The sequence below is a fragment of the Arthrobacter sp. UNC362MFTsu5.1 genome (assembly GCF_000685965.1).
In the GTDB taxonomy this organism is placed as follows: Bacteria; Actinomycetota; Actinomycetes; order Actinomycetales; family Micrococcaceae; genus Arthrobacter.
Genome location: NZ_JMLE01000015.1, coordinates 111,283 through 132,150 on the forward strand (window position 1 = coordinate 111,283; position 20,868 = coordinate 132,150).

Below are 20,868 nucleotides of genomic sequence, written 5' to 3' on the forward strand. Positions count from 1 at the left end.
TGCGCGTCGAAACGCGCGGGCCGGACCCCTACTTCGAGATGTCGATGTGCGTTGGGTCCAGCACGCGCTTCAGGAATTCCTTGGTGCGGGACTGCGTGGGGGCGCTGATGACCTGCTCGGCCACGCCTTCCTCCACCACAACGCCGCCGTCCATGAACACCACGCGGTCGGCCACTTCGCGGGCGAAGCCCATCTCGTGGGTCACCACCAGCATGGTCATGCCCTCCTTGGCCAGGTTCCGCATGACGGACAGGACGTCGCCCACCGTCTCCGGGTCCAGGGCCGAGGTGGGCTCATCGAACAGCATGAGCTCGGGGTCCATGCTGAGCGCGCGGGCAATGGCCACACGCTGCTGCTGGCCGCCGGAGAGCTGGTCCGGGAAGCGGTCGGCCAGGTGTCCCAGGCCCACGCGTTCGAGGTTGGCGTGGGCCACCTTGTCCGCCTCCGCCTGACCGCGCTTAAGCACCTTGGTCTGGGCGATGGTGCAGTTCTGCAGGGCGTTCAGGTGCGGGAACAGGTTGAACTGCTGGAACACCATGCCCACCTTGCGGCGCATCTTGTCGATGTCCACGTCCGGGTCGGTGGCCTCGAAACCGCCGACGTGGATGGTGCCCTCGTTGGGCTTCTCGAGGAGGTTGACGCAGCGCAGGAGGGTGGACTTGCCGGAGCCGGACGGGCCGATCAGGCAGACAACCTCGCCGGGGGCAACGTCCAGGCTGATGCCCTTGAGGACTTCGTTGGTGCCGTAGGACTTGCGGAGGTCCTTGAGGGAAACTCCGGCGGCATGCACGGCGGAACCGCGGGTGCCGGCTGTGTCTGAGGGATGTACGACGTCGTTCATGACTGTCCTGCCTATCGCTTCGTCCGCGCGGAGCGGCTTTCGAACTTCCGGGCCAAGAGGCTCAGCGGGATGGTGATCACCAGGTAGAAGGCGCCGGCCACCAGGAGCGGGGTGAGCCCTGCGCCCAGGCTGGAGATGCCGTCGCGGCCGAACTTGGTGAGCTCGTACTGGGAAGCGGTGAGGCCCAGTACGTAGATCAGCGAGGAGTCCTTGGTCAGGAGGATGACCTCGTTGGTCAGCGGAGGCAGCACGATTCGGAATGCCTGCGGGATCACGATGGATACCATGGCCCGCCACTGCGGCATGCCCAGCGAGCGGGCGGCTTCGAGCTGACCCCTGGGCACGGCCTGCAGGCCGGCGCGGAGCGTTTCTGCGATGTAGGCCGCGGCCACCATGCCCAGCGAAATCATCACCACGACGGTCACGTTCCACTGCACGCCGAACGCGAGCGGAACACCGTAGCCGAAGGCGATGAACACGAGCAGGGCGGGGATGCCGCGGAAGAACTCGATGTAGCCGGTGGCGATCCAGCGGTAGAGCGGGAAGCTGGAGAGCTTCATGAGCGCCAGCAGCAGTCCGCCGGACAGGCCCACGATGAAGCCCAGGGCCGTGTAGATCAGGGTGTTCTTGAGGCCCGACAGGAAGATGTCCGGAAACATCGGGCCGATCTTGCCGAAGTTGAAGACGCTGGTGCCGATGGTCTTCCAGTCCGTGGCCAGAATCAGCGCGGCCACGGCCACAACGAAGATTCCGGCCTGGACGTACAGGCTGACTTTGGCTCGTTGACGTGCGGTCATTGCCATGGTGTTCTCACATTCGTTTTGCGCAGATGAGGCCCCGTACGGACTGTCGTCCAGCGGTACGGGGCCTCAACTGAGTCGGTCTCAGGCCGGGGTGCTACTTGGCGGCTTCGCCGAACCAGGTGGTCTCGTACTTCTTCAGGGAGCCGTCATCGGTCAGGCGCTTGAGCGTGGAGTTGACCTGGTCAGCCATGGCGGTGTTGCCCTTTTTGATGGAGACGCCCAGCTTCTCGCCCGTGGCGTAGTTCTCCACGCGCTTGTACTTGGCGTCGTCCTTGATGGCGTAGGCCAGGACGGACTGGTTGCCCAGGGCGGCGTCGATGGTGCCCGCCTGGAGGGCCTGGACCAGGAGGCCGGAATCTTCGAACTGCTGCGCGTCGATGCCTTTTTCCTGTGCGTACTTGGCGCCGGTGGTGGCCTGCTGGACGCCCACCTTCTTGCCCTTGGCGCTGTCAATGTCCTTGATGCCGGAGGCTTCGCTGGCCACGAGGGTCAGGTCATCGTCCATGTACGGGTTGGAGAAGTCCATAACGGCCTTGCGGGTGTCCGTGATGGAGACCGAGGAGATGGAGACGTCGCAGCCGGTGAGTGCGGTGCCGGTCTCGATGGCCTCGAAGGAGCTGTCCACTACGCTGAGCTCGGCCTTGAGGTCCTTGGCCACCTCGGCGGCGATGTCCATGTCGAAGCCGACGATCTTGCCGTCCTTCTGGAATTCGAACGGCTCGTAGGGAACGTCGGAGCAAACGGTCAGCTTGCCGGCGTTGATGAGCTGGACGCCGCCCGCGGAGGATGCAGCAGGGGTGGAGCTGCCGCCGCAGGCCGTGAGGGAGAGGGCGCCGACGGCGAGGATTGCGGCTGCTTTGGCGGCCAGCTTTGCCGTGGCGGAGGACATGGGCTGCATAGTTTCTTACCTTTTGTTGCAGGGGTATGCGTGACTAAAACGGCTTATAGTGTATCGCCGAATAAGAGATGTGCATCACAGAAAACTTAGTTTCACTATTGGATAACTAATACCGAGGCTAGCGCAAGACCCCACGCGGCAGCATTGTCTGGAATCCCGGACTCACGGCGCGGGCCTCCCAGCGACTCTAGCTCTTGATGCCCAGCGACTCGAGCATCGGCCGGAACTTGGCCCAGGTCTCCGCGAGTTCAGCCTCGGGATGGGAGCCCTCCACGATGCCGCAGCCGGCGTAGAGCCGCACGGAGTCCGGTGCCTCGACAACGGCGCCGCGCAGCGCGATGCCCCATTCGCCGTTCCCCGCCGCGTCCAGCCAGCCCACCGGACCGGCATAGGGCCCGCGGTCCATGTGCTCCAGCTTGCGGATCAGCGCGCCGGCCACAGTGGTGGGGGTTCCACAGACCGCAGCCGTGGGGTGCAGCGCGTTGATGAGGGCGAGGCAGGTGGGCACGTGTCCCTCCACCTCGGTCAGTTCGGCCTTCACGTCCGAAGCCAGGTGCCACACGTTGGGCAATTCCAGGATGAACGGTTCGCTGTGCGCGTTCATCGCCTCGGAAAACGGCGCCAGCTGGGTGGTGAGCGACTGGATCGCGATTTCGTGTTCGTGCCGCTGCTTCTCGGACCCTGCCAGCACGCGCTCGGCAAACTCCAGCGGGGAGCCGTCCATCCCCTCGGCGTCGCGCCGGTCCAGGGTGCCGGCAAGAACCCGGGCCTGCGCCGTGCGTCCCTCCACCTGGATCAGCATTTCCGGGGTTGAACCCACCAGGCCGTCCACGCCGTAGGTCCAGCATTCGCGGTACCGGACGGCCAGCTGGCGGAGGATCTCGGCGGCATTCACGCCTTCGGGAATCGTGGCCACAATGTCCCGCGCCAGCACCAGCTTCTCCAGCTTGCCGGTGCGGATTTCGGCGACGCCTGCAGTCACCGCCGCCATCCAGTCATGCTCGCTGAGCGATCCGGTTTCAAGTTTGGGTACGACGTCGGCGCCCAGGTCTGCGGCACTCCCGCCGCCGGGACGGTTGCCCTGGGCGAGTACGACGGCGGCGGCCGGGTTCCCGGCTCCGTCGCCCTCGGCGTCAATCGGGTCGGCTCCCGGGTCAGAGTCAAGCGGGTCCTCATCCAGCCAGCGGTCCAGGGCGGCGAGGGCGCCCGCTTCGGTGAGTTCGCCGTCGTCGAACGTTAACTGGGTGAGCCAGGCGCGGCCGTCCCTGACACCCACCACGATTTCGGGGACGATCAGCCGGGAGCGGTGCGTGGACACCTTGGAGAACGCGAAGGAGCCAAAGGCCACGGGACCGGTGCCGGGACAGTCCACGGAGTCGGTGACGTCCGCCTCGAGAACCAGGTGCCGCCACCAGATATCGGCCTCGAGGAAGCGCTCGGGCCCGGTGGCGGTGAAGCGGGCGATCTCGCCGAAGCCCACCAGCCCGGCTTCGCGGCGGGTCCAGCAAAGGACATCGTCCCGTACCAGAAATGACGGCAGCCCCCCGGAGAATGATCTTCCATCCAGGGGGACTGTCAGTGTCTTAATAGTGCCGGTGCGGAGCGTGCTCGTCATGATGAGATAACACTACTCCCGAGTGTGGCCGGCACCCTGTTGAGCTCCGCCGCCGCGCTGCGGAACCTCCGCCGCCGCGCTGCCCGGGCGCCGGTTCGTGGGTGCGCCCAACATTTGAGACAATGTCATGGTGAACCGAGCATCCTTGGATAAGCGTCCGGACGAAGTAGCCACGATGTTTGACGACGTCGCCCCCAAATACGACGTCGTGAACGATGTCCTGTCCATGGGACAGACGCGCCGCTGGCGCCGGGTAGTCGTCGAAGCGATGGATGTGAAGGCGGGCCAGCGGGTGCTGGACCTCGCCGCCGGAACAGGCACCTCCAGCGAGCCCTACGCGGACGCGGGGATCGACGTCATCGCCTGCGACTTCTCCCTGGGAATGCTCAAAGTGGGCAAACGCCGCCGCCCCGACATCGACTTCATCGCCGGTGACGCCACCCGCCTGCCGTTCGCTGACAACAGCTTTGACGCCACCACGATCTCCTTCGGCCTGCGCAACGTCAACGAGCCCAAGAAGGCCCTGGCGGAAATGCTGCGTGTCACCAAGCCCGGCGGAAAGCTGGTCATCGCCGAGTTCTCCCAGCCCGTGGTTCCCCTGTGGCGCACCATGTACACCGAATACCTCATGCGCGCACTGCCCGCCATCGCCGTGAAGGTCTCCTCCAACCCGGACGCGTACGTGTACCTGGCCGAGTCCATCCGTGCCTGGCCGGACCAGGACCACCTGGCCGGCTGGCTGCAGGAATCCGGCTGGGAAAAGGTCACCTACCGCAACCTCAGCGGCGGCATCGTTGCCGTGCACCGCGCGCACAAGCCCGCTGCTTCAACGCCGGACGGCAGTGCCTCGGCCATCGCCAACCACACCGGCCCCGTGGCCAAGCTCCGCCGCAACATCACCCGGCCCGCGGGCTAGCCGAACCTGCCGTGAACGTACTGATCGTCGGCGCCGGCCCCGCAGGGTCCACTGCCGCCTACTACCTCGCCAAGGCCGGCATCCCCGTCACGGTGCTGGAAAAAACCAGGTTCCCGCGCGAGAAGGTCTGCGGTGACGGGCTCACTCCCCGCGCCGTCCGCGAGATCCAGAAGCTCGGCCTCCCGCATTCCGAGGAGGCCGGCTGGCGCCGCAACAAGGGCCTTCGGCTGATCGCCGGCGGCCGCACCATCGAACTGCCCTGGCCGGAAGTTTCCGATTTCCCCACGTACGGGCTGATCCGCACGCGCCTGGGCTTCGACGAGGAACTGGCCCGGCACGCCCAGGCCGCCGGGGCCACCGTCCTCGAAGGGCACAGCGTCACCGAAGCCCTGCGCGCGCCGGACGGCCGCGTCATCGGCGCGCGCGCAGCGCTCCTTGACGAGTCCGGACGCAAGACGGGCGAGACGCGTGACTTCCATGCCGACGTTGTACTGGCAGCAGACGGAAACTCATCCCGAACCGCCGTGTCCCTGGGCATCCAGAAGCGCGACGACCGTCCGCTCGGCGTCGCCGTGCGCACCTACTTCACCAGCCCGCGCCACGACGACGACTGGATGGAAGGCTGGCTGGAGCTCCCCGGCCGCGACGGCGGACTGCTCCCCGGCTACGGCTGGGTGTTCGGCGTGGGCGACGGAACCTCCAACGTGGGCCTGGGCATCCTGAACTCCTCCGCGGAATTCGGCAAGCTCGACTACAAACAGGTCCTGCGCGAATGGACCGCCGGCATGCCCGCCGAATGGGGCTTCACCCCGGAAAACCAGGTGGGCGAGATCCGCGGCGCCGCCCTGCCCATGGGCTTCAACCGCACCCCGCACTACTATCCCGGCCTGCTGCTCCTGGGCGACGCCGGCGGCATGGTGTCCCCGTTCAACGGCGAGGGCATTTCCTACGCCATGGAATCCGCCCGCTTTGCGGCCGAATATGTCATCGACGCCAGCACCTGGCAGAGCCGTTACGCCAAATGGACGCACGACGACGCTGACCTCCACTTCAAGGGGTACGCGGACTATGTGCGCGGCCAGTGGGGGAGCCACTTCACCCTGGGCCGCGCGTTCGCCTCGGTGATCGGCAAGCCGTCCGTGATGAAGCTCGCGCTCCGGACCGGCATGCCGCTGCCCGCCCTCATGAAGTTCGTAGTCCGGCTGATGGCCAACGTCACGGATGAATCAGCCAAGGGATTCGAGGACCGGGTGATCAGGCTCCTGGAGGCGCTGGTGCCTGCCACGTCCAACACCTCCCTGTCCCCGTCCAGCTACACCTCCGCGGTTTCCGCAACAAAAAGTTAGGGTTAACCCGTGACGAACTCTGCCAAGCACAGCTGGACCCACGCCGGACACGGCCTGCCGGACGCCAGGGAGCCCGAGCCCAGCACCACCGCCATCGCCACCGGGCTCCAACTGCCGGCCGGTTTTGCCGCCATCGCCGAAGACCCGGAGCTGGGCCCCGCCATCACCACCAACCTTGCCCGCGTGGAAAAGAAGCTCCGCGAGGCCATCGCCAACTCCGATCCGCTGGCTGACGCAACGTCGCGCCACCTGGTGGAAGCCGGCGGCAAACGGATCCGCCCGCTGCTGGCCCTTCTCTGCGCCCACCTCGGTGACGCCTCGAGGCCGGCCGTAGTGCAGGCTGCCGTGGTGGTTGAGCTGACGCACCTGGCCACCCTGTACCACGACGACGTGATGGACTCGGCCCCGTTCCGCCGCGGCGCGCCCACCGCCCACGAGGTCTGGGGCAACTCCGTGGCCGTCCTCACTGGAGACTTGATCTTCGCCCGCGCGTCCATCCTGGTGTCCGAGCTCGGCTCTCGCGCGCTGGGAATCCAGGCCCGCACCTTCGAACGGCTGTGCCTCGGCCAGCTGCACGAGACCGTGGGGCCCCGCCCCGACGAGGACCCGGTGGAGCACTACCTGTCCGTCATCGCGGACAAGACCGGATCCCTGGTGGCTGCTTCCGGCCAGCTTGGCGCCATCTTCTCCGGTGCGGATGAAGCGTACGAGCCGCTGCTGGTGGAGTACGGCGAGAAGATCGGTGTGGCCTTCCAGCTGGCCGACGACGTCATCGACGTCACCGGCGTCAAGGTCAAGTCCGGCAAGTCCCCGGGCACGGACCTGCGCGAAGGCGTGCCCACCCTGCCGGTGCTGCTCCTGCGCAACGCCGCCGCCGAAGGCGACCAGTCCGCCGTCGAACTTTTGAAACTAATCGACGGCGACCTCTCCTCGGATGAGGCACTCGCCGCCGCCGTGGCGGGCCTGCGCGAGCACCGGGTTACTGCGGAATCGTGGGTTGTGGCGCGCGCCTGGGCCGATGAGGCCATCGCCGCGCTGGCGCCGCTGCCCGAAGGCGTGGTCAAGTCATCGCTCACCAGCTTCGCGCTGGCCGTGGTGGACCGCGCGAGCTAGTCTTCTCAACGCCGCGTGGAGCCGCGTGAAGGGGAGCCGCCTGCCGTGAGGCCGCATCCGTCAGTGCTTATCGGCCGGGCCGTGGACCTCTACGGCATGGACGAGGTGGTGGAATGGGCCGCGGAACTCCTGGCCGGCGGCAGCCCTGCTGGCAGCCCTGCCGGCGGCCTTGACGTCAGGCTGCTCGGCGGCAATCCGGACTGGGAGCCCTACTGGTTCAGGGTGTGGGGTGCCCGGACCTTTCTCTATGTATGGGACCCGCGGGCCGAACTCCCTGTGATCGCGGGACTGGCCGACCCGCACTGGCGTGTCCGGGAGATGTGCGCCAAGGTGTGCAGGCTGCGGGAAATCGCGGAGGCCGCGCCCGCGCTGGTCCGTCTGGCAGGAGACCCTGTCGAGCGTGTGCGACTGGCGGCACTCAAGGCAATCGGCGACATCTGCGAGGCTGACTCCGCGGCGCCGCTCCTTGCGTTGGCCGGAGAACGGGGCCGGGAAGCTGACGTTGCTGCGGCAGCCCTGCGGCGGATGGAAGAGCGCCTGGACCGCCAAGACCTCGGGGACGTGTAGCCGGGTCCTGGTCCGCCGGTTGGTGTCCCTCGGGCCCTGCCGCGTGCGGGGCGATGTCAGGCTTAAACGGTATGGCCCCGGTTCTCTGCAGCAATACGAGTCATACGCTGCGTCGAACCGGGGCCATTTCTCCGTTCGCATCAGATCCACCGGAGGCATTTAGTGGATCCGTGAATTAGTCTATGACAGCTTTGTCACAAATGCGAACCATGATGTTAATCAGCGTGTCACAGTTCTTGGGGTGCCGGCCGCGTCCGTCGTGACCCTGTTTTGCCGGCTGCATCCACTAAATCGCGGCGGACACGGCTTGTCGCAGGAAGTTGGCTTAGAAACAGGGTCGGCACGGCGGCTGAAGTTTGTCCACATAGCCTCGCCGCGTGCTGTTGCAGCCTGAATCGCGGAAGCACCATGGCGGGATGGACCTCCTTGGATTTCTCCGGCATCGGGGCGGAGCGGCAAAACGAAGCCAGTTGCTGGCCGGCGGCTTTCAGCGGGCGGAGCTTGAGGCCGCGGTGGCAGGCGGCCTGCTGATCCGCCCGTTGAGGGGCATCTACGCGACAGCAACCGCGGACGACGCCGTCCTGGCCGCCTTTCGGGCGAACGGCAGGCTCACGTGTCTTTCCGCGGCCCCGCTCTACGATCTCTGGGCTCTGCACCAGCCGCGGAATGTGCATTTGAGCTGCGGGAACGGAATCCCGAGGCCAGGAGTCGTGGACCACGCACCTTGCACCCACCCGGGGCATCCGTCACTGCCTGCGGCCGGCCTGGCGGACGTGCTGATCCACGCACTGAGGTGCCTGCCCGAACTCGAAGCGCTGGTGATGGTGCAGTCAGCAGTGGGCCGCGGGCTGATAACGCCCGAGTTCCTCAGGAAGCAGCTGCCGGGGAGGCGGAACGGCAGGGCCCTTTCCGTACTGGACCTCTTGATTCGACGTGCTGACTCGCCGCTGGAAATACTGGCCCACACTCATTTCGTCCGTGCAGGCCTCAGAGTTCGAATGCACGTGGAACTGCCCGGCGTAGGCGAAGTGGACTGCCTGGTGGAGGAATGCCTGGTGGTTGAATTGGACGGCTCGACCCATTTCGAACCCCGGCAGATCAAGAAGGACCACCGCCGGAGCAGGGTCAGCATGCTCGGGGGAAGGCTGACACTTCGCTACTACTACGGCGATGTGGTGCACAACCCCGAGGCCATGGTGGAGGAGGTTCTGGCCATACTGCGGCTCTACAGGGAAGGCAGGTTCGCCCCCGCGTGGTGAGCCAGGCACAGTGCCTCGCGTCGCCGTCGTGACCCTTTTTCGGCCGGGCCGTGGCCAGACACGCCGGAGCAGGGGCGTGTCGCGGGGCCTTGGGGCTGAAACAGGGTCACGAAGGCAGAAGGAGAAACGCGGAAGGCGGCGGCCGGACCCTAGTCCTCTTCGCCCTCGAACGCCCACTCGAACATGTCGAACACGAACTCGGAGAACGTGCCTTCTTCGCTCTTCCACTGGCCGCGGGCGTTGTTGCGGCGGTACACGATGGGGTCCGGGACGCCGAGGTCGCCCACACGGAAGCCCCAGGTGAATTGTTCTTCCTCATCCTCGAGGAACATCAGGAAGCCTTCGTCATCAACTTCGAGTTCCTCGGGGTCCCAGAAGTAGTGGTACGCCTCCATGAGGTCCTCGCAGCCGCCCACTGCCAGGTAGAACTCCCGCAGGACCAAGGGGACCTGGAACTGGTGCTCGGACAGGGCCTCGTCGAGTTCTTCGGGGGACAGCCCGTCCTCTTCCTGCCATTCGTCTTCGAGATACTTCGGAACAAGCGCGCGGAACTTCTCGAGGAACATGTCAGTCATGGTTCTTATCCTAGCTAATCGCGGCCGCCCTTTTCCGCCGCCCCCAGGCCCAGCCGGTGCCACCCCCGGACGGCCAGCGGAACGTACCAGGAACGGCGCCACGCCGTCACCCGGAAGGCGAATACGACGGCGGCAACGGCGCCTGCCGTGAGCGCGTTGAAGGAACCCGAAACCCACAGGATGGTGGTGAGGGCAGCCCCGGTGAACGCGGGGAGCGCATAGAGGTCCTTGGGGTCGAAGAGCTGGGGCACCTCATTGGCAGTGATATCGCGCAGCAGGCCGCCGCCCACCGCCGTCGTGACCCCCAGCAGCACGGCCGCCACCGGGTTCATCCCGGCGGACAGCGCCTTCAGGGTGCCGGTGATGCAGAACAGTGCCAGCCCGCCGGCGTCGAACAGGATGAGCAGCGACGTGTAGCGCTGGACGCTGGAAAACAGGAAGTACACCAGCACGGTGGCCAGCAGCGGGGGAGCCAGGTAGGCCGGGTTGGTGAACGCCGCGGGAGGGCCGCTGTTGAGGATAATGTCGCGGATCACGCCGCCGCCCAGGGACACCAGGGAGGCGAGCAGCAGGGACCCGAGGATGTCGAACTGCTTCCGCGCCGCCAGCAGGGATCCGGAGACCGCGAAGAAGAAGACACCGGCCAGATCCAGCCAGACCTGAACGGCGTCGAATGAGATGGTCAATGGTCGTCCCGGTCAGTGTGGAAGGGGCGGATGGGGCTGCTCCAACGTTACGCTAGCCCCTATGAATAGCCCCATCATGATCGCCTGTGCCCACGGAACGTCCAGCCCGCTGGGCGGCGCCGAGGTCAACGGCCTCCGTGTCGACATCAGCTCGCTGCGCCCCGGCCTGGATGTCCGGGAAGCCTATGTGGATGTCCAGGACCCCGACCTGGTGGACGTCATGGCCGGGCTGCCGGAAGGGGAAGCAGCCGTCATCGTGCCGCTGCTGCTCAGCGTGGGCTTCCACACCAAGGTGGACATCGCGAAGGCGGCGCGCAGCAGGGAAGGGTCCAGTGCCTCGGAGCCGCTGGGGCCGGACCCGCGGCTGGCGGAGATCCTCGACCAGCGGCTGCGGGAGGCCGGTGCCACCGAGCACGACGCCGTGGTGCTGGCGGCCGCCGGATCCACCAACCCCAAAGCATCGGTCAGTGTCGAAGAGCTCGCCGGACACCTCCGGGCGCTGCGGGGCAACAGGATTGTTCCCGCCTACGGTGCGGCCGCCCAGCCGTCGGTGCCCGACGCCGTCGCCTCCCTCCGTGCCGAATACCCCGGCGGGGAGGGCCAGGGCCGGGTCCTCATCGCCTCCTACCTGCTGGCGCACGGCTTCTTCCACGACCAGCTGGCCAAGGCCGAAGCTGACATCGTCACGGAGCCGCTGCTGCCTTCCAAGCTCATGGCCCAGATTGCGCTGGACCGTTATGACGCGGCCGTCGCTGCTGCGGACGCGGCCGTCGCAGCGGGCGGTTAAAAGCCCCCGGACCATGCACAGGCACCGGGCTTCTTCAAGGCTTTCCGGCGATTCATGACGAAATGTTTCCCTAGGTGACCTCGCGTTTCTGACCCTTTGTGACGGCTTTCCGGTGGGACCTACAGTCGATGCATGACTGATACAGCTCTAGCCGGAGCGTCCGCGGACTCCGCTGCCGCAAAGCGACCCGCACGCGCCAACCGACCGGCAGCGAAGCCGCACGGCCAGTGGAAGGTGGACGGCACCACGCCGCTCAACGCCAACGAAACCTGGAAGCAGGAGGACGACGGCCTCAACGTCCGCGAGCGTATCGAGTCCATCTACTCCAAGGACGGCTTCGACTCCATTCCGGGCCAGGACCTGCACGGCCGCTTCCGCTGGTGGGGCCTGTACACGCAGCGCAAGCCTGGGATCGACGGCGGCAAGACTGCCACGCTGGAGCCGCACGAGCTCGAAGACAAGTACTTCATGCTCCGCGTCCGGATCGACGGCGGTGCGCTCACCACCGAGCAGCTGCGCGTCATCGGCCAGATCTCCGTCGACTTCGCCCGGGACTCCGCGGACCTCACCGACCGCCAGAACATTCAGCTGCACTGGATCCGCGTGGAGGACATCCCCGAGATCTGGCGCCGCCTCGAAAGCAACGGCCTGTCCACCACCGAAGCCTGCGGCGACGTTCCCCGCGTCATCCTGGGCTCGCCCGTGGCCGGCATCGCCAAGGACGAGATCATCGACCCCACCCCGCTGATCCACGAGCTGGGAGAGCGGTTCATCGGCAACCCGCTGCTGTCCAACCTGCCGCGCAAGTACAAGACCGCCATCACCGGCCACCCCAGCCAGGACGTGGTGCACGAGATCAACGACTTCGCCCTCGTCGGCGTCAAGCACCCCGAACTCGGCATCGGCTACGACCTCTGGGCCGGCGGCGCGCTGTCCACCAACCCCATGCTGGGCAAGCGCCTCGGCGCCTTCGTCACGCCCGAACAGGCGGCCGACGTGTGGCTCGGCGTCACCAGCATCTTTCGCGACTACGGTTACCGCCGCATGCGCACCAAGGCACGCCTGAAGTTCCTGATGGCCGACTGGGGTCCGGAGAAGTTCCGCCAGATCCTCGAGGACGAATACCTCGGCTACAAGCTGGCTGACGGTCCCGCGGCCCCCAAGCCCTCGACCCCGGGCGACCACGTGGGCGTGCACGAACAGAAGGACGGCAAGTTCTTCATCGGCGCCACCCCCATTGCCGGCCGGCTCTCCGGCGCCCAGCTGGTGAAGCTCGCGGACACCCTCGAGGCCCGCGGCTCCTACCGCCTGCGCACCACCCCGCACCAGAAGCTCGTAGTGCTGGATGTGCCCAAGGACGAGGTTGAACCGCTCGTGGCCGAGCTCGACGCCCTGGGCCTCTCCGCCCGGCCGTCCGTGTTCCGCCGCGGCACCATCGCCTGCACCGGCATCGAATACTGCAAGCTGGCCATCGTGGAAACCAAGGTCACTGCGGCAACCGCCGTGGCCGAGCTGGAACGCCGTCTGGCCGACCTCGCCGAGAGCGGCCAGCTGCCCCACGCCCTGTCCCTGCACATCAACGGCTGCCCCAACTCCTGCGCCCGCATCCAGACCGCGGACATCGGACTCAAAGGCATGATGCTGCCAACGCCCGACGGCGATCCCAGCCCCGGCTTCCAGGTCCACCTGGGCGGCGGGCTGGCTTCCTCCACCCGCGAAGAGGCCGGCCTCGGCCGCACCGTCCGCGGACTGAAGGTCTACGTCGAGGACCTGCCCGACTACGTCGAGCGCGTCGTCCGGAAGTTCGTGGCCGAGCACGCCGAAGGCCAGACCTTCGCCGAGTGGGCCCACGCAGCAGATGAGGAGGCACTTCAGTGAGCAAGCACGCCCTGGGGGTAGATCCCGTACTCCGCTCGCACGACGAGCTCAAGGCCCTGGCCGAGGCCGGCGCTGCCGAGCTAGGCTGGGACGCCCCGGCCCGCGACGTCATCGCCTGGGTTGCCCGGAACTTCGACCTGCCCGCTGTTGCCGTGGCCTGCTCCATGGCCGACGCCGTCCTGCCGGCCCTCGTTGCCGACCAGCTTCCCGGCGTCGACGTCCTGTTCCTGGAGACCGGCTACCACTTCCCGGAAACCTACGCCACGCGCGACGAGGTGGCCGCAAACCTCCGCGTCAACGTGGTGGACGTGCTCCCGGAAAACACCGTGGAGCAGCAGGACCGGCTCCTGGGCAAGGACCTCTTTGCACGGGACGCCGCCCAGTGCTGCGCCCTCCGCAAGGTGGCCCCGCTGCGCCGCACCCTCGCCGGTTACGAACTGTGGTTCACCGGTGTGCGCCGCGACGAAGCCCCCACCCGCACCAACACCCCGCTGATCACCTGGGACGAAACCAACGGCCTGGTCAAGGTCAACCCGGTGGCAGCGTGGAGCTTCGACCAGCTGGTGCAGTACTCCGACGACAACCTCCTTCCCGTCAACCCGCTGCTTTCACAGGGCTACCCGTCCATTGGCTGCCAGCCCTGCACCCGCAAGGTAGCGCCCGGCGATGACCCCCGCGCCGGCCGCTGGGCAGGAACCGACAAGACAGAATGCGGACTACACGTATGAGCACTTACCTAACTGAGGAGCCCACCCAGGTGACTGACGCTGCCGTTTCCACGCGCCTCTCCAGCCTGGACACCCTCGAGTCAGAGGCCATCCACATCATCCGCGAAGTGGTTGCCGAGTTCGAGAAGCCTGCGCTGCTGTTCTCCGGCGGCAAGGACTCCGTGGTCATGCTGCACCTCGCCACCAAGGCGTTCTGGCCGGGCAAGGTTCCCTTCCCCGTGCTGCACGTGGACACCGGCCACAACTTCCCGGAGGTCATCGACTTCCGCGACCGCACCGTGGAGCGCCTGGGCCTGAAGCTGGTTGTCGGCTCCGTGCAGGAGTTCATCGATTCCGGCGAACTGGCCGAGCGCGCCGACGGCACCCGCAACCCGCTGCAGACCGTCCCGCTGCTGGACGCGATCCAGCGCAACAAGTTCGACGCCGTCTTCGGCGGCGGCCGCCGCGACGAGGACAAGGCCCGCGCCAAGGAGCGCATCCTGAGCCTCCGCGACGAATTCGGCCAGTGGGATCCGCGCAACCAGCGCCCGGAGCTGTGGAACCTGTACAACGGCCGCCACACCGTGGGCCAGCACGTGCGCGCATTCCCCATCAGCAACTGGACCGAGCTGGACGTGTGGCGCTACATCGAGCGCGAAAACATCGAGCTGCCCGGCCTGTACTACGCCCACGACCGCGAAGTCTTTGCCCGCGACGGCATGTGGCGGGCAGTGGGCGAGGTCTCGCAGCCGCGCCCGGATGAGGAAGTCATCACCAAGACCGTCCGCTACCGGACCGTCGGCGACATGTCCTGCACCGGCGCTGTTGAGTCAGCCGCCGCCACGGTGCGCGACGTCGTCATTGAAGTTGCCGCCTCCACCATCACCGAACGTGGCGCCACCCGTGCGGATGACCGCATCTCCGAGGCCGCCATGGAAGACCGCAAGAAGGATGGCTATTTCTAATGAGCACCGAAATCGATACAGCCCGCGCGGCTGCCCTTCTTGACGAGGCACCGCTGGCGCATGCCTCGCTGTTCCGCTTCGCCACCGCCGGATCGGTCGACGACGGCAAGTCCACCCTGGTGGGCCGGCTCCTGCACGACTCCAAAGCCATCCTTGCCGACCAGCTGGACGCCGTTGCCCGCACTTCCGCGGACCGCGGATTTGGGGGACCCGGCGCAGCCGGTGTGCAAGCGATCGACCTGGCACTGCTGACCGACGGCCTGCGTGCCGAGCGCGAGCAGGGCATCACCATCGACGTCGCCTACCGCTACTTCGCCACCGACCGCCGCAGCTTCATCCTGGCGGACTGCCCCGGGCACGTGCAGTACACCAAGAACACGGTGACCGGCGCGTCCACCGCGGATGCCGTCGTCGTACTCATTGATGCCCGCAAGGGCGTCCTGGAGCAGACCCGCCGGCACCTGTCCGTGCTGCAGCTGCTGCGCGTGGCCCACGTGATCGTGGCCGTGAACAAGATCGACCTCGTGGACTTCAGCGAGTCCGTGTTCCGCGAGATCGAAGCCGACGTGCAGCAGGTGGGCCGCGAGCTCGGCCTTGGTTCCGATGGGATAACCGACCTGCTGGTGGTTCCGGTATCCGCCCTCGACGGCGACAACGTGGTGGAGCGCTCGGAGCGCACCCCCTGGTACACCGGACCCGCGCTGCTCGAGGTGCTTGAGACCCTGCCCGCCGCAGACGAGCTGGAAAGCCACCTCGAAAGCTTCCGCTTCCCCGTGCAGCTGGTCATCCGGCCGCAGGGCGCGTTGGCTCCCGACGCTGTTGCCGGTGGACTGGACGTCGAGGCATACCGCGACTACCGCGCGTACGCAGGGCAGATCACCGAAGGCTCGGTGAAGGTGGGGGACAAGGTCAGCGTGCTGACCCCCGGCCAGGACCCGCGCACCACCACGGTGACGGGCATCGACTTCGCGGGCGCCTCGCTCACCGAAGCTGTTGCACCGCAGTCCGTGGCGATCCGCCTTGCAGACGAGTTCGACGTCGCCCGCGGTGACACGATTGCCGCTGCCGGCACCGTCCGCGAAGCCTCCGCCGACCTGTACGCCGCGCTGTGCTGGCTGTCCCCGAAGCCACTCCGCGAGGGCGCCAAGGTGCTGGTCAAGCACGGCACCCGCACGGTGCAGGCCCTGGTCCGGAGTGTCAGCGGCAAACTGGACCTCGCCACGTTCAAGCTCGAGGGCGCGTCCAGCCTCGAACTCAACGACATCGGCCACGCGCAGCTCCGGCTCGCCGCCCCGCTGCCGCTGGAAAACTACCTGCACCACCGCCGGACCGGTGCCTTCCTGGTGATTGATCCGCTGGACGGCAACACGCTGGCCGCCGGCCTGGTCAACGACCACCCGGGTGACCACGAGGACGAGCGCTACTCGATCTGATATCGCTGAACCGCGGCTTGTTCGCAAAACCTGATCTTCAAGGACGGGTTCTGCGAACAAGCCGCTGTTTTTTCCGGGGGACCTGGAAGCCCGGCAGTAGCTGAAACCCGCGGCCTTGGATACCCTGCTTGGTAGATGCGCTGCGCGCTGATCTGAGGGGGACCGGTTGGAAGATCATGATTCGGTTGTTGCCAGCTCCCTGGAGCATTACAGTGCGCTGCTGCCCCGGCTGAATGCGGCGTCGGATGCCATCGGGCATGCGATCCGCGCCCGGCTCCGCGACGACGGCCTCAACCACCACACCGTGCAGGCGCGGGTCAAGGACCCCGGTTCGGTGAAGGGAAAGCTGGACCGGGTCACTGCGGACGGCAGATTCAAGTATGAACACGGGCTCGAGCAGCTCGACGACCTCATCGGGGTCCGGGTGATCATGTTCCTCGAACCCGACATTGCCGACGTTGCAACGGCACTCAAGGGGCAATTCAACTGCCGCGAGGACGATGACAAGACAAGCTCCCAGCGGCGCAACGGCCAGATCGGCTACGCCGGCCGGCACCTGATCCTGGAAGTCCCCGACGAAAACGTTCCCGTGGGCTGCCAGCCGTTCATCGGGGAGCGCTTCGAAGTCCAGATCCGCACCGTGCTGCAGCATGCGTGGGCCGCCTTCGAGCATGACATCCGCTACAAGAGCCTCGCGGAGGCCAACGCGGAAGTGGACCGCGCGTTCACCATGGCGTCAACCCTCATCGAACTCGCGGACGCCCAGTTCTCGGCGATCAACGACATCGTCAAACGCCGTCAGGCCGAAAGTACGGCCGAGTTCGCCGCCAACCCCGCCGCTACCGAGCTCACCGGGGACATCCTCCAGGACATGCTGGCCCGCTTGCTCTCCGAACACCCCAGGAGCCAGGCCCGGCAGTACGGCTGGCTGGGGGACCTGCTGGCCGCCAACGGCGTGCGGACGGTGGCCGACGCCGAGGAGCTCTTCGGTGCCGCAGACTGGTCCGGTGTGGCCAAGAGAATGGACTACAAGTTCCCCGCCGGCCACGTGCGGATTGCCGACGACTTCCTGCTGAAGACCTGGGGCGTGGACTACATTGCCCGCACTAAATCCCTGGGGGACGACCCCAAACGGGAAGCGAAGCTTACGTACCGGCTGGAGCGCATGCAGGACTAGAGCCGCGGGGTGTTGACACTGCCGGGCCGCGGCCTTACTTTCGCCCTATCCCGCCGGGAGGGAAGATCGTGGAACGCATCAACAGCCGGCTCATCAACTGGGCTTCCATCCTGGACGCACAGACGCGGGAGCAGGCAGTGAGAACGTCCCGGCTGCCCTTCATCTATCCGCATCTGGCGCTGATGCCGGACGCCCACCTGGGCAAGGGCGCCACGGTGGGCTCCGTCATTCCCACCCTGGGCGCCGTGATTCCGGCGGCCGTGGGAGTGGACATCGGCTGCGGCATGATTGCCGTCCGGACGCAGTACTTCCTCAAGGACCTCCCGCCGGACCGGAAACGGCTGCGGGAGGCCATCGAGCACGTCATCCCGCTTTCGGCCGGACACAACAACCGCAGGGTCCTGGCCACGGCCGAACCGCGCATCGCCGAGCTGAGGCGGCGGGCTGCCAAGGCCAGGTTTGATCCCGGCCAGTACGTCCCGAAGTGGGAGCTCCAGCTTGGCTCGCTGGGATCAGGCAACCATTTCATCGAGGTCTGCGCCGACGAGAGGGATGCCATCTGGCTGTTCCTGCATTCCGGTTCCCGCGGTGTCGGCAACAAGATCGCGCAGCACCACATCAGCGTCGCCCAGCGCGTGACGCGGGAGAAACGGATCGCGCTTCCCGACGCCGACCTCGCCTACCTGGAAGAGGGCACGGCAGAGTTCAGGCGGTACATCGAGGAGCTGCACTGGGCCCAGCAGTTCGCCCTGCTGAACCGTGAGGAAATGATGGACCGCGTGATCAGCCAGTTCGGCAACTGGACGGGCGGAAAAGTACTGGAACGGGAACGGATCAACTGCCACCACAACTTCACCCGGCAGGAGACGCACTACGGCAAATCCGTGTGGGTGTCCCGGAAGGGGGCCATCAAAGCCGAGCGCGGCGATCCCGGACTCATTCCGGGGTCCATGGGAACGGCGTCGTACGTGGTGGCCGGGCTCGGGAACCGCGTGGCCCTGAATTCCTCGCCGCACGGTGCAGGCCGCGAGTACTCGCGGACGGCGGCGCGCAAGGCGTTCTCCCTGGCCGAGCTGAAAAAGGCCATGCAGGGGATTGAATTCCGTGCCACCGAAGCCTTCATCGACGAGATTCCGGCGGCGTACAAACCCATCGACGTCGTAATGCGCGATGCGGAGGATCTGGTGAGGATCGGCCACCGGCTCCGGCAGCTCGTCAACGTCAAAGGCGACTGAAGCCGGGCAGCCCACAGAAATGAAACGGAGGATGTCATGAATCTCGACGACCTGGTCTTCCACCCCTGGGCCGTGCAGGGGCCGCGCGACGTGCCCACCCTGGTCAGCGGTTCCGGGAGCTACGTGGTCGACGACGCCGGACGGCGCTACCTGGACTTCGGCTCGCAGCTGGTGTTCACCAACCTCGGCCACCAGCATCCGCGCATCGTGGCTGCGATCAAGGAGCAGGCCGACCGCCTGTGCACGCTCGCACCCGGCCACGCGTCCGATGTCCGGGGCGAGGCGGCGCGGCTGATTGTGGAGGTGGCACCGAAGGGCCTCGGGCATGTGCTGTTCACCACCGGCGGGACAGAAGCCATCGAGCATGCGGTCAGGATGGCGCGGCTGTACACCGGACGGCCCAAGGTCCTCGCCGCCTACCGCTCGTACCACGGCTCGACGGCGGCCTCCATCCACCTCACAGGCGACCCGCGCCGCTGGGCCTCGGACACGGGCTCGCAGGGCGCCGTCCACTTCTTCGGACCCTTCCTGTACCGGTCGGCGTTCGGGTCGAGCACCCCGGAGGAGGAGTCGGAGCGGGCACTCGCCCACCTTGAACAGGTCATCCTCCTGGAAGGCCCGTCGACGATCGCCGGCCTGGTCCTGGAATCTGTGATCGGCAGCTCGGGCGTCATCGTGCCGCCCGCCGGCTACCTGCGAGGAGTCCGCGAACTGTGTGACCGCCACGGCATCGTCTATATCGCGGACGAGGTGATGGTCGGCTTCGGCCGCACGGGAGCCTGGTTCGGTGTTGACCACGACGGCGTGGCACCAGACCTGATGGCGTTCGCGAAGGGCGTGAACTCCGGGTATGTGCCGCTGGGCGGTGTGCTCGTGGGGGAGGCGATCTATGAGATGTTCACCAAACGGCCCTACCCGGCGGGCCTGACCTACAGCGGCCACACGCTCGCCTGCGCCGCCGCCGTCGGCGCCATCAATGCCATGCACGAGGAAGGCACGGTCGCGGCAGCTGCCCGCCTCGGCGCGGATGTCCTGGGGCCCGGGCTCAGAGCGCTCGCCGACAAGCACGCGTCCGTCGGGGACGTTCGCGGCATCGGCGGTCTCTGGTCCCTCGAACTGGTCCGCGACCGGCAGAGCAAGGAGCCCCTGGTGCCGGCCGGAGCCACGGGTACGGCGAACGCACCGATGGTCTCCGTCGTCAAGGCCTGCCGGGAACGGGGCCTGTTGCCGCTGGTCCTGGGCAACCGTGTCCACGTGGCCCCTCCGCTCAACGTGGACCGCTCCGACGCCGCCGCCGGCCTTGCCATTCTTGACGACGCCCTAGCCGCAGCCGACGCCTATGTCGCCTAGGGATGCTGCCGGCGGGCGTCCGAATGTGACGCTAGATGAACCCGCGTGACCCCCCGTTTCCGCTTCATTGAACGGGTTTATGTCACTCCCTATGGTGAAACAATGACAAGTCCCCAGCCCGGAATGATCCGCATCGTGGCAGGAGAGAGCAACAACCCGAAGCGCAAGCGCGCCGTGGAGGTCCTGGTTGCCCTCGGCCTGGTGCTGCTCATTGCCGCCGGTGCCGTGGTGGCGTCAACCCTTTCCCGTGATTCCTCAGCCCAGGCAGCGGCCCCCGCTCCGACGCCCGCTGCGGAACTGAAGCTGGGCTATTTCGGCAACGTCACCCACGCCCCCGCGCTGGTGGGCGTCAAGCAGGGTTTCCTTGCCAGGAGCCTGGGCGAGACCAAGCTCAGCACGCAGGTGTTCAACGCCGGCCCGGCCGCGATCGAAGCCCTCAACGCCGGTGCGATCGATGCCACTTACATCGGCCCGAACCCGGCGATCAACTCGTTCGTGAAGAGCAAGGGCGAGTCCGTGAGCATCATCGCCGGGGCCGCGGCGGGCGGCGCGCAGCTGGTGGTGAAACCGGAGATCGCCGCCGCGGCGGATTTGAAGGGCAAGACCCTGTCCACGCCGCAGCTGGGCGGAACCCAGGACGTGGCGCTGCGGGCCTGGCTGGCCGCGCAGGGCTACAAAACCAACACCGACGGCAGCGGCGACGTGGCCATCAACCCC

Annotated in this window: 18 protein-coding genes and 2 pseudogenes; 14 read left to right on the forward strand and 6 right to left on the reverse strand. The window is 66.9% G+C overall.

Features of this window, described 5'->3' with window-relative positions; genetic code table 11:
- Positions 1–28: 28 nt before the first annotated feature.
- The 4 genes from BS38_RS0115140 to BS38_RS0115155 all read right to left on the reverse strand — a co-directional run bounded on the left by BS38_RS0115140 (position 29) and on the right by BS38_RS0115155 (position 4,157).
- Positions 29–841, reverse strand: a complete 813-nt coding sequence (locus BS38_RS0115140) for an amino acid ABC transporter ATP-binding protein (RefSeq protein WP_028271577.1) — start codon at positions 839–841, stop codon at positions 29–31.
- An 11-nt stretch (positions 842–852) separates the two neighbouring features.
- Positions 853–1,644 carry an amino acid ABC transporter permease gene (locus tag BS38_RS0115145; RefSeq protein WP_028271578.1) on the reverse strand — a complete coding sequence of 264 codons (792 nt, stop codon included), beginning with the start codon at positions 1,642–1,644 and terminating at the stop codon, positions 853–855.
- Positions 1,645–1,738: 94 nt separating this feature from the next.
- A complete protein-coding gene (locus tag BS38_RS0115150; RefSeq protein ID WP_028271579.1) occupies positions 1,739–2,542 on the reverse strand; it encodes an ABC transporter substrate-binding protein in 804 nt (267 codons plus the stop codon).
- 187 nt (positions 2,543–2,729) lie between these two features.
- Positions 2,730–4,157: an isochorismate synthase gene (locus BS38_RS0115155; RefSeq protein ID WP_028271580.1), complete on the reverse strand. Its 1,428-nt coding sequence runs from the start codon at positions 4,155–4,157 to the stop codon at positions 2,730–2,732.
- A gap of 130 nt (positions 4,158–4,287) precedes the next feature.
- Between BS38_RS0115155 and BS38_RS0115160 the strand changes: the two genes are divergently transcribed.
- From BS38_RS0115160 to BS38_RS0115180, 5 genes are all read left to right on the forward strand, one after another.
- On the forward strand, positions 4,288–5,073 hold the full coding sequence (locus BS38_RS0115160) for a demethylmenaquinone methyltransferase (protein ID WP_231511266.1): 786 nt from the start codon (positions 4,288–4,290) through the stop codon (positions 5,071–5,073).
- An 11-nt stretch (positions 5,074–5,084) separates the two neighbouring features.
- Entirely contained in the window at positions 5,085–6,419 is a 1,335-nt protein-coding gene (locus BS38_RS0115165) for a geranylgeranyl reductase family protein (protein ID WP_028271582.1), read from the forward strand.
- A 9-nt stretch (positions 6,420–6,428) separates the two neighbouring features.
- Positions 6,429–7,532 (forward strand): polyprenyl synthetase family protein, encoded by a 1,104-nt coding sequence (locus BS38_RS0115170; protein ID WP_028271583.1) that lies wholly within the window; start codon positions 6,429–6,431, stop codon positions 7,530–7,532.
- Positions 7,533–7,577: 45 nt separating this feature from the next.
- Positions 7,578–8,099, forward strand: a complete 522-nt coding sequence (locus BS38_RS25320; protein ID WP_051628948.1) for a HEAT repeat domain-containing protein — start codon at positions 7,578–7,580, stop codon at positions 8,097–8,099.
- A gap of 377 nt (positions 8,100–8,476) precedes the next feature.
- A complete protein-coding gene (locus BS38_RS0115180) occupies positions 8,477–9,358 on the forward strand; it encodes an endonuclease domain-containing protein (RefSeq protein ID WP_331280053.1) in 882 nt (293 codons plus the stop codon).
- Between the two features lie 149 nt (positions 9,359–9,507).
- Here BS38_RS0115180 and BS38_RS0115185 read toward each other — a convergent pair whose 3' ends face one another.
- Positions 9,508–9,933, reverse strand: a complete 426-nt coding sequence (locus BS38_RS0115185; RefSeq protein ID WP_028271585.1) for a hypothetical protein — start codon at positions 9,931–9,933, stop codon at positions 9,508–9,510.
- Positions 9,934–9,947: 14 nt separating this feature from the next.
- Positions 9,948–10,619 carry a trimeric intracellular cation channel family protein gene (locus BS38_RS0115190; protein ID WP_028271586.1) on the reverse strand — a complete coding sequence of 224 codons (672 nt, stop codon included), beginning with the start codon at positions 10,617–10,619 and terminating at the stop codon, positions 9,948–9,950.
- Positions 10,620–10,680: 61 nt separating this feature from the next.
- Here BS38_RS0115190 and BS38_RS25325 point away from each other — a divergent pair.
- The 9 genes and pseudogenes from BS38_RS25325 to BS38_RS0115235 all read left to right on the forward strand — a co-directional run.
- A pseudogene (locus tag BS38_RS25325) lies at positions 10,681–11,484 on the forward strand (sirohydrochlorin chelatase).
- Positions 11,485–11,538: 54 nt separating this feature from the next.
- Complete coding sequence (locus BS38_RS0115200) at positions 11,539–13,284, forward strand: nitrite/sulfite reductase (protein WP_028271587.1); 1,746 nt, start codon at positions 11,539–11,541, stop codon at positions 13,282–13,284.
- Positions 13,281–14,012, forward strand: coding sequence for a phosphoadenylyl-sulfate reductase (locus BS38_RS0115205; RefSeq protein ID WP_028271588.1), 732 nt, complete (start codon positions 13,281–13,283; stop codon positions 14,010–14,012). The genes BS38_RS0115200 and BS38_RS0115205 overlap by 4 nt, the downstream gene beginning before the upstream one ends.
- On the forward strand, positions 14,009–14,956 hold the full coding sequence (gene cysD / locus BS38_RS0115210) for a sulfate adenylyltransferase subunit CysD (RefSeq protein WP_028271589.1): 948 nt from the start codon (positions 14,009–14,011) through the stop codon (positions 14,954–14,956). The genes BS38_RS0115205 and cysD overlap by 4 nt, the downstream gene beginning before the upstream one ends.
- Positions 14,956–16,389, forward strand: coding sequence for a sulfate adenylyltransferase subunit 1 (locus tag BS38_RS0115215; protein ID WP_028271590.1), 1,434 nt, complete (start codon positions 14,956–14,958; stop codon positions 16,387–16,389). The genes cysD and BS38_RS0115215 overlap by 1 nt, the downstream gene beginning before the upstream one ends.
- A 166-nt stretch (positions 16,390–16,555) precedes the next feature.
- Positions 16,556–17,566 carry a GTP pyrophosphokinase gene (locus BS38_RS25330; RefSeq protein WP_051628949.1) on the forward strand — a complete coding sequence of 337 codons (1,011 nt, stop codon included), beginning with the start codon at positions 16,556–16,558 and terminating at the stop codon, positions 17,564–17,566.
- 68 nt (positions 17,567–17,634) lie between these two features.
- Positions 17,635–18,801: an RtcB family protein gene (locus BS38_RS0115225; protein WP_028271591.1), complete on the forward strand. Its 1,167-nt coding sequence runs from the start codon at positions 17,635–17,637 to the stop codon at positions 18,799–18,801.
- A 27-nt stretch (positions 18,802–18,828) separates the two neighbouring features.
- Positions 18,829–20,151: pseudogene (locus tag BS38_RS0115230) on the forward strand (aspartate aminotransferase family protein); the annotation flags it as partial.
- A 123-nt stretch (positions 20,152–20,274) separates the two neighbouring features.
- On the forward strand, positions 20,275–20,868 hold a 594-nt coding region (locus tag BS38_RS0115235), incomplete at its 3' end, for an ABC transporter substrate-binding protein (protein ID WP_043438840.1).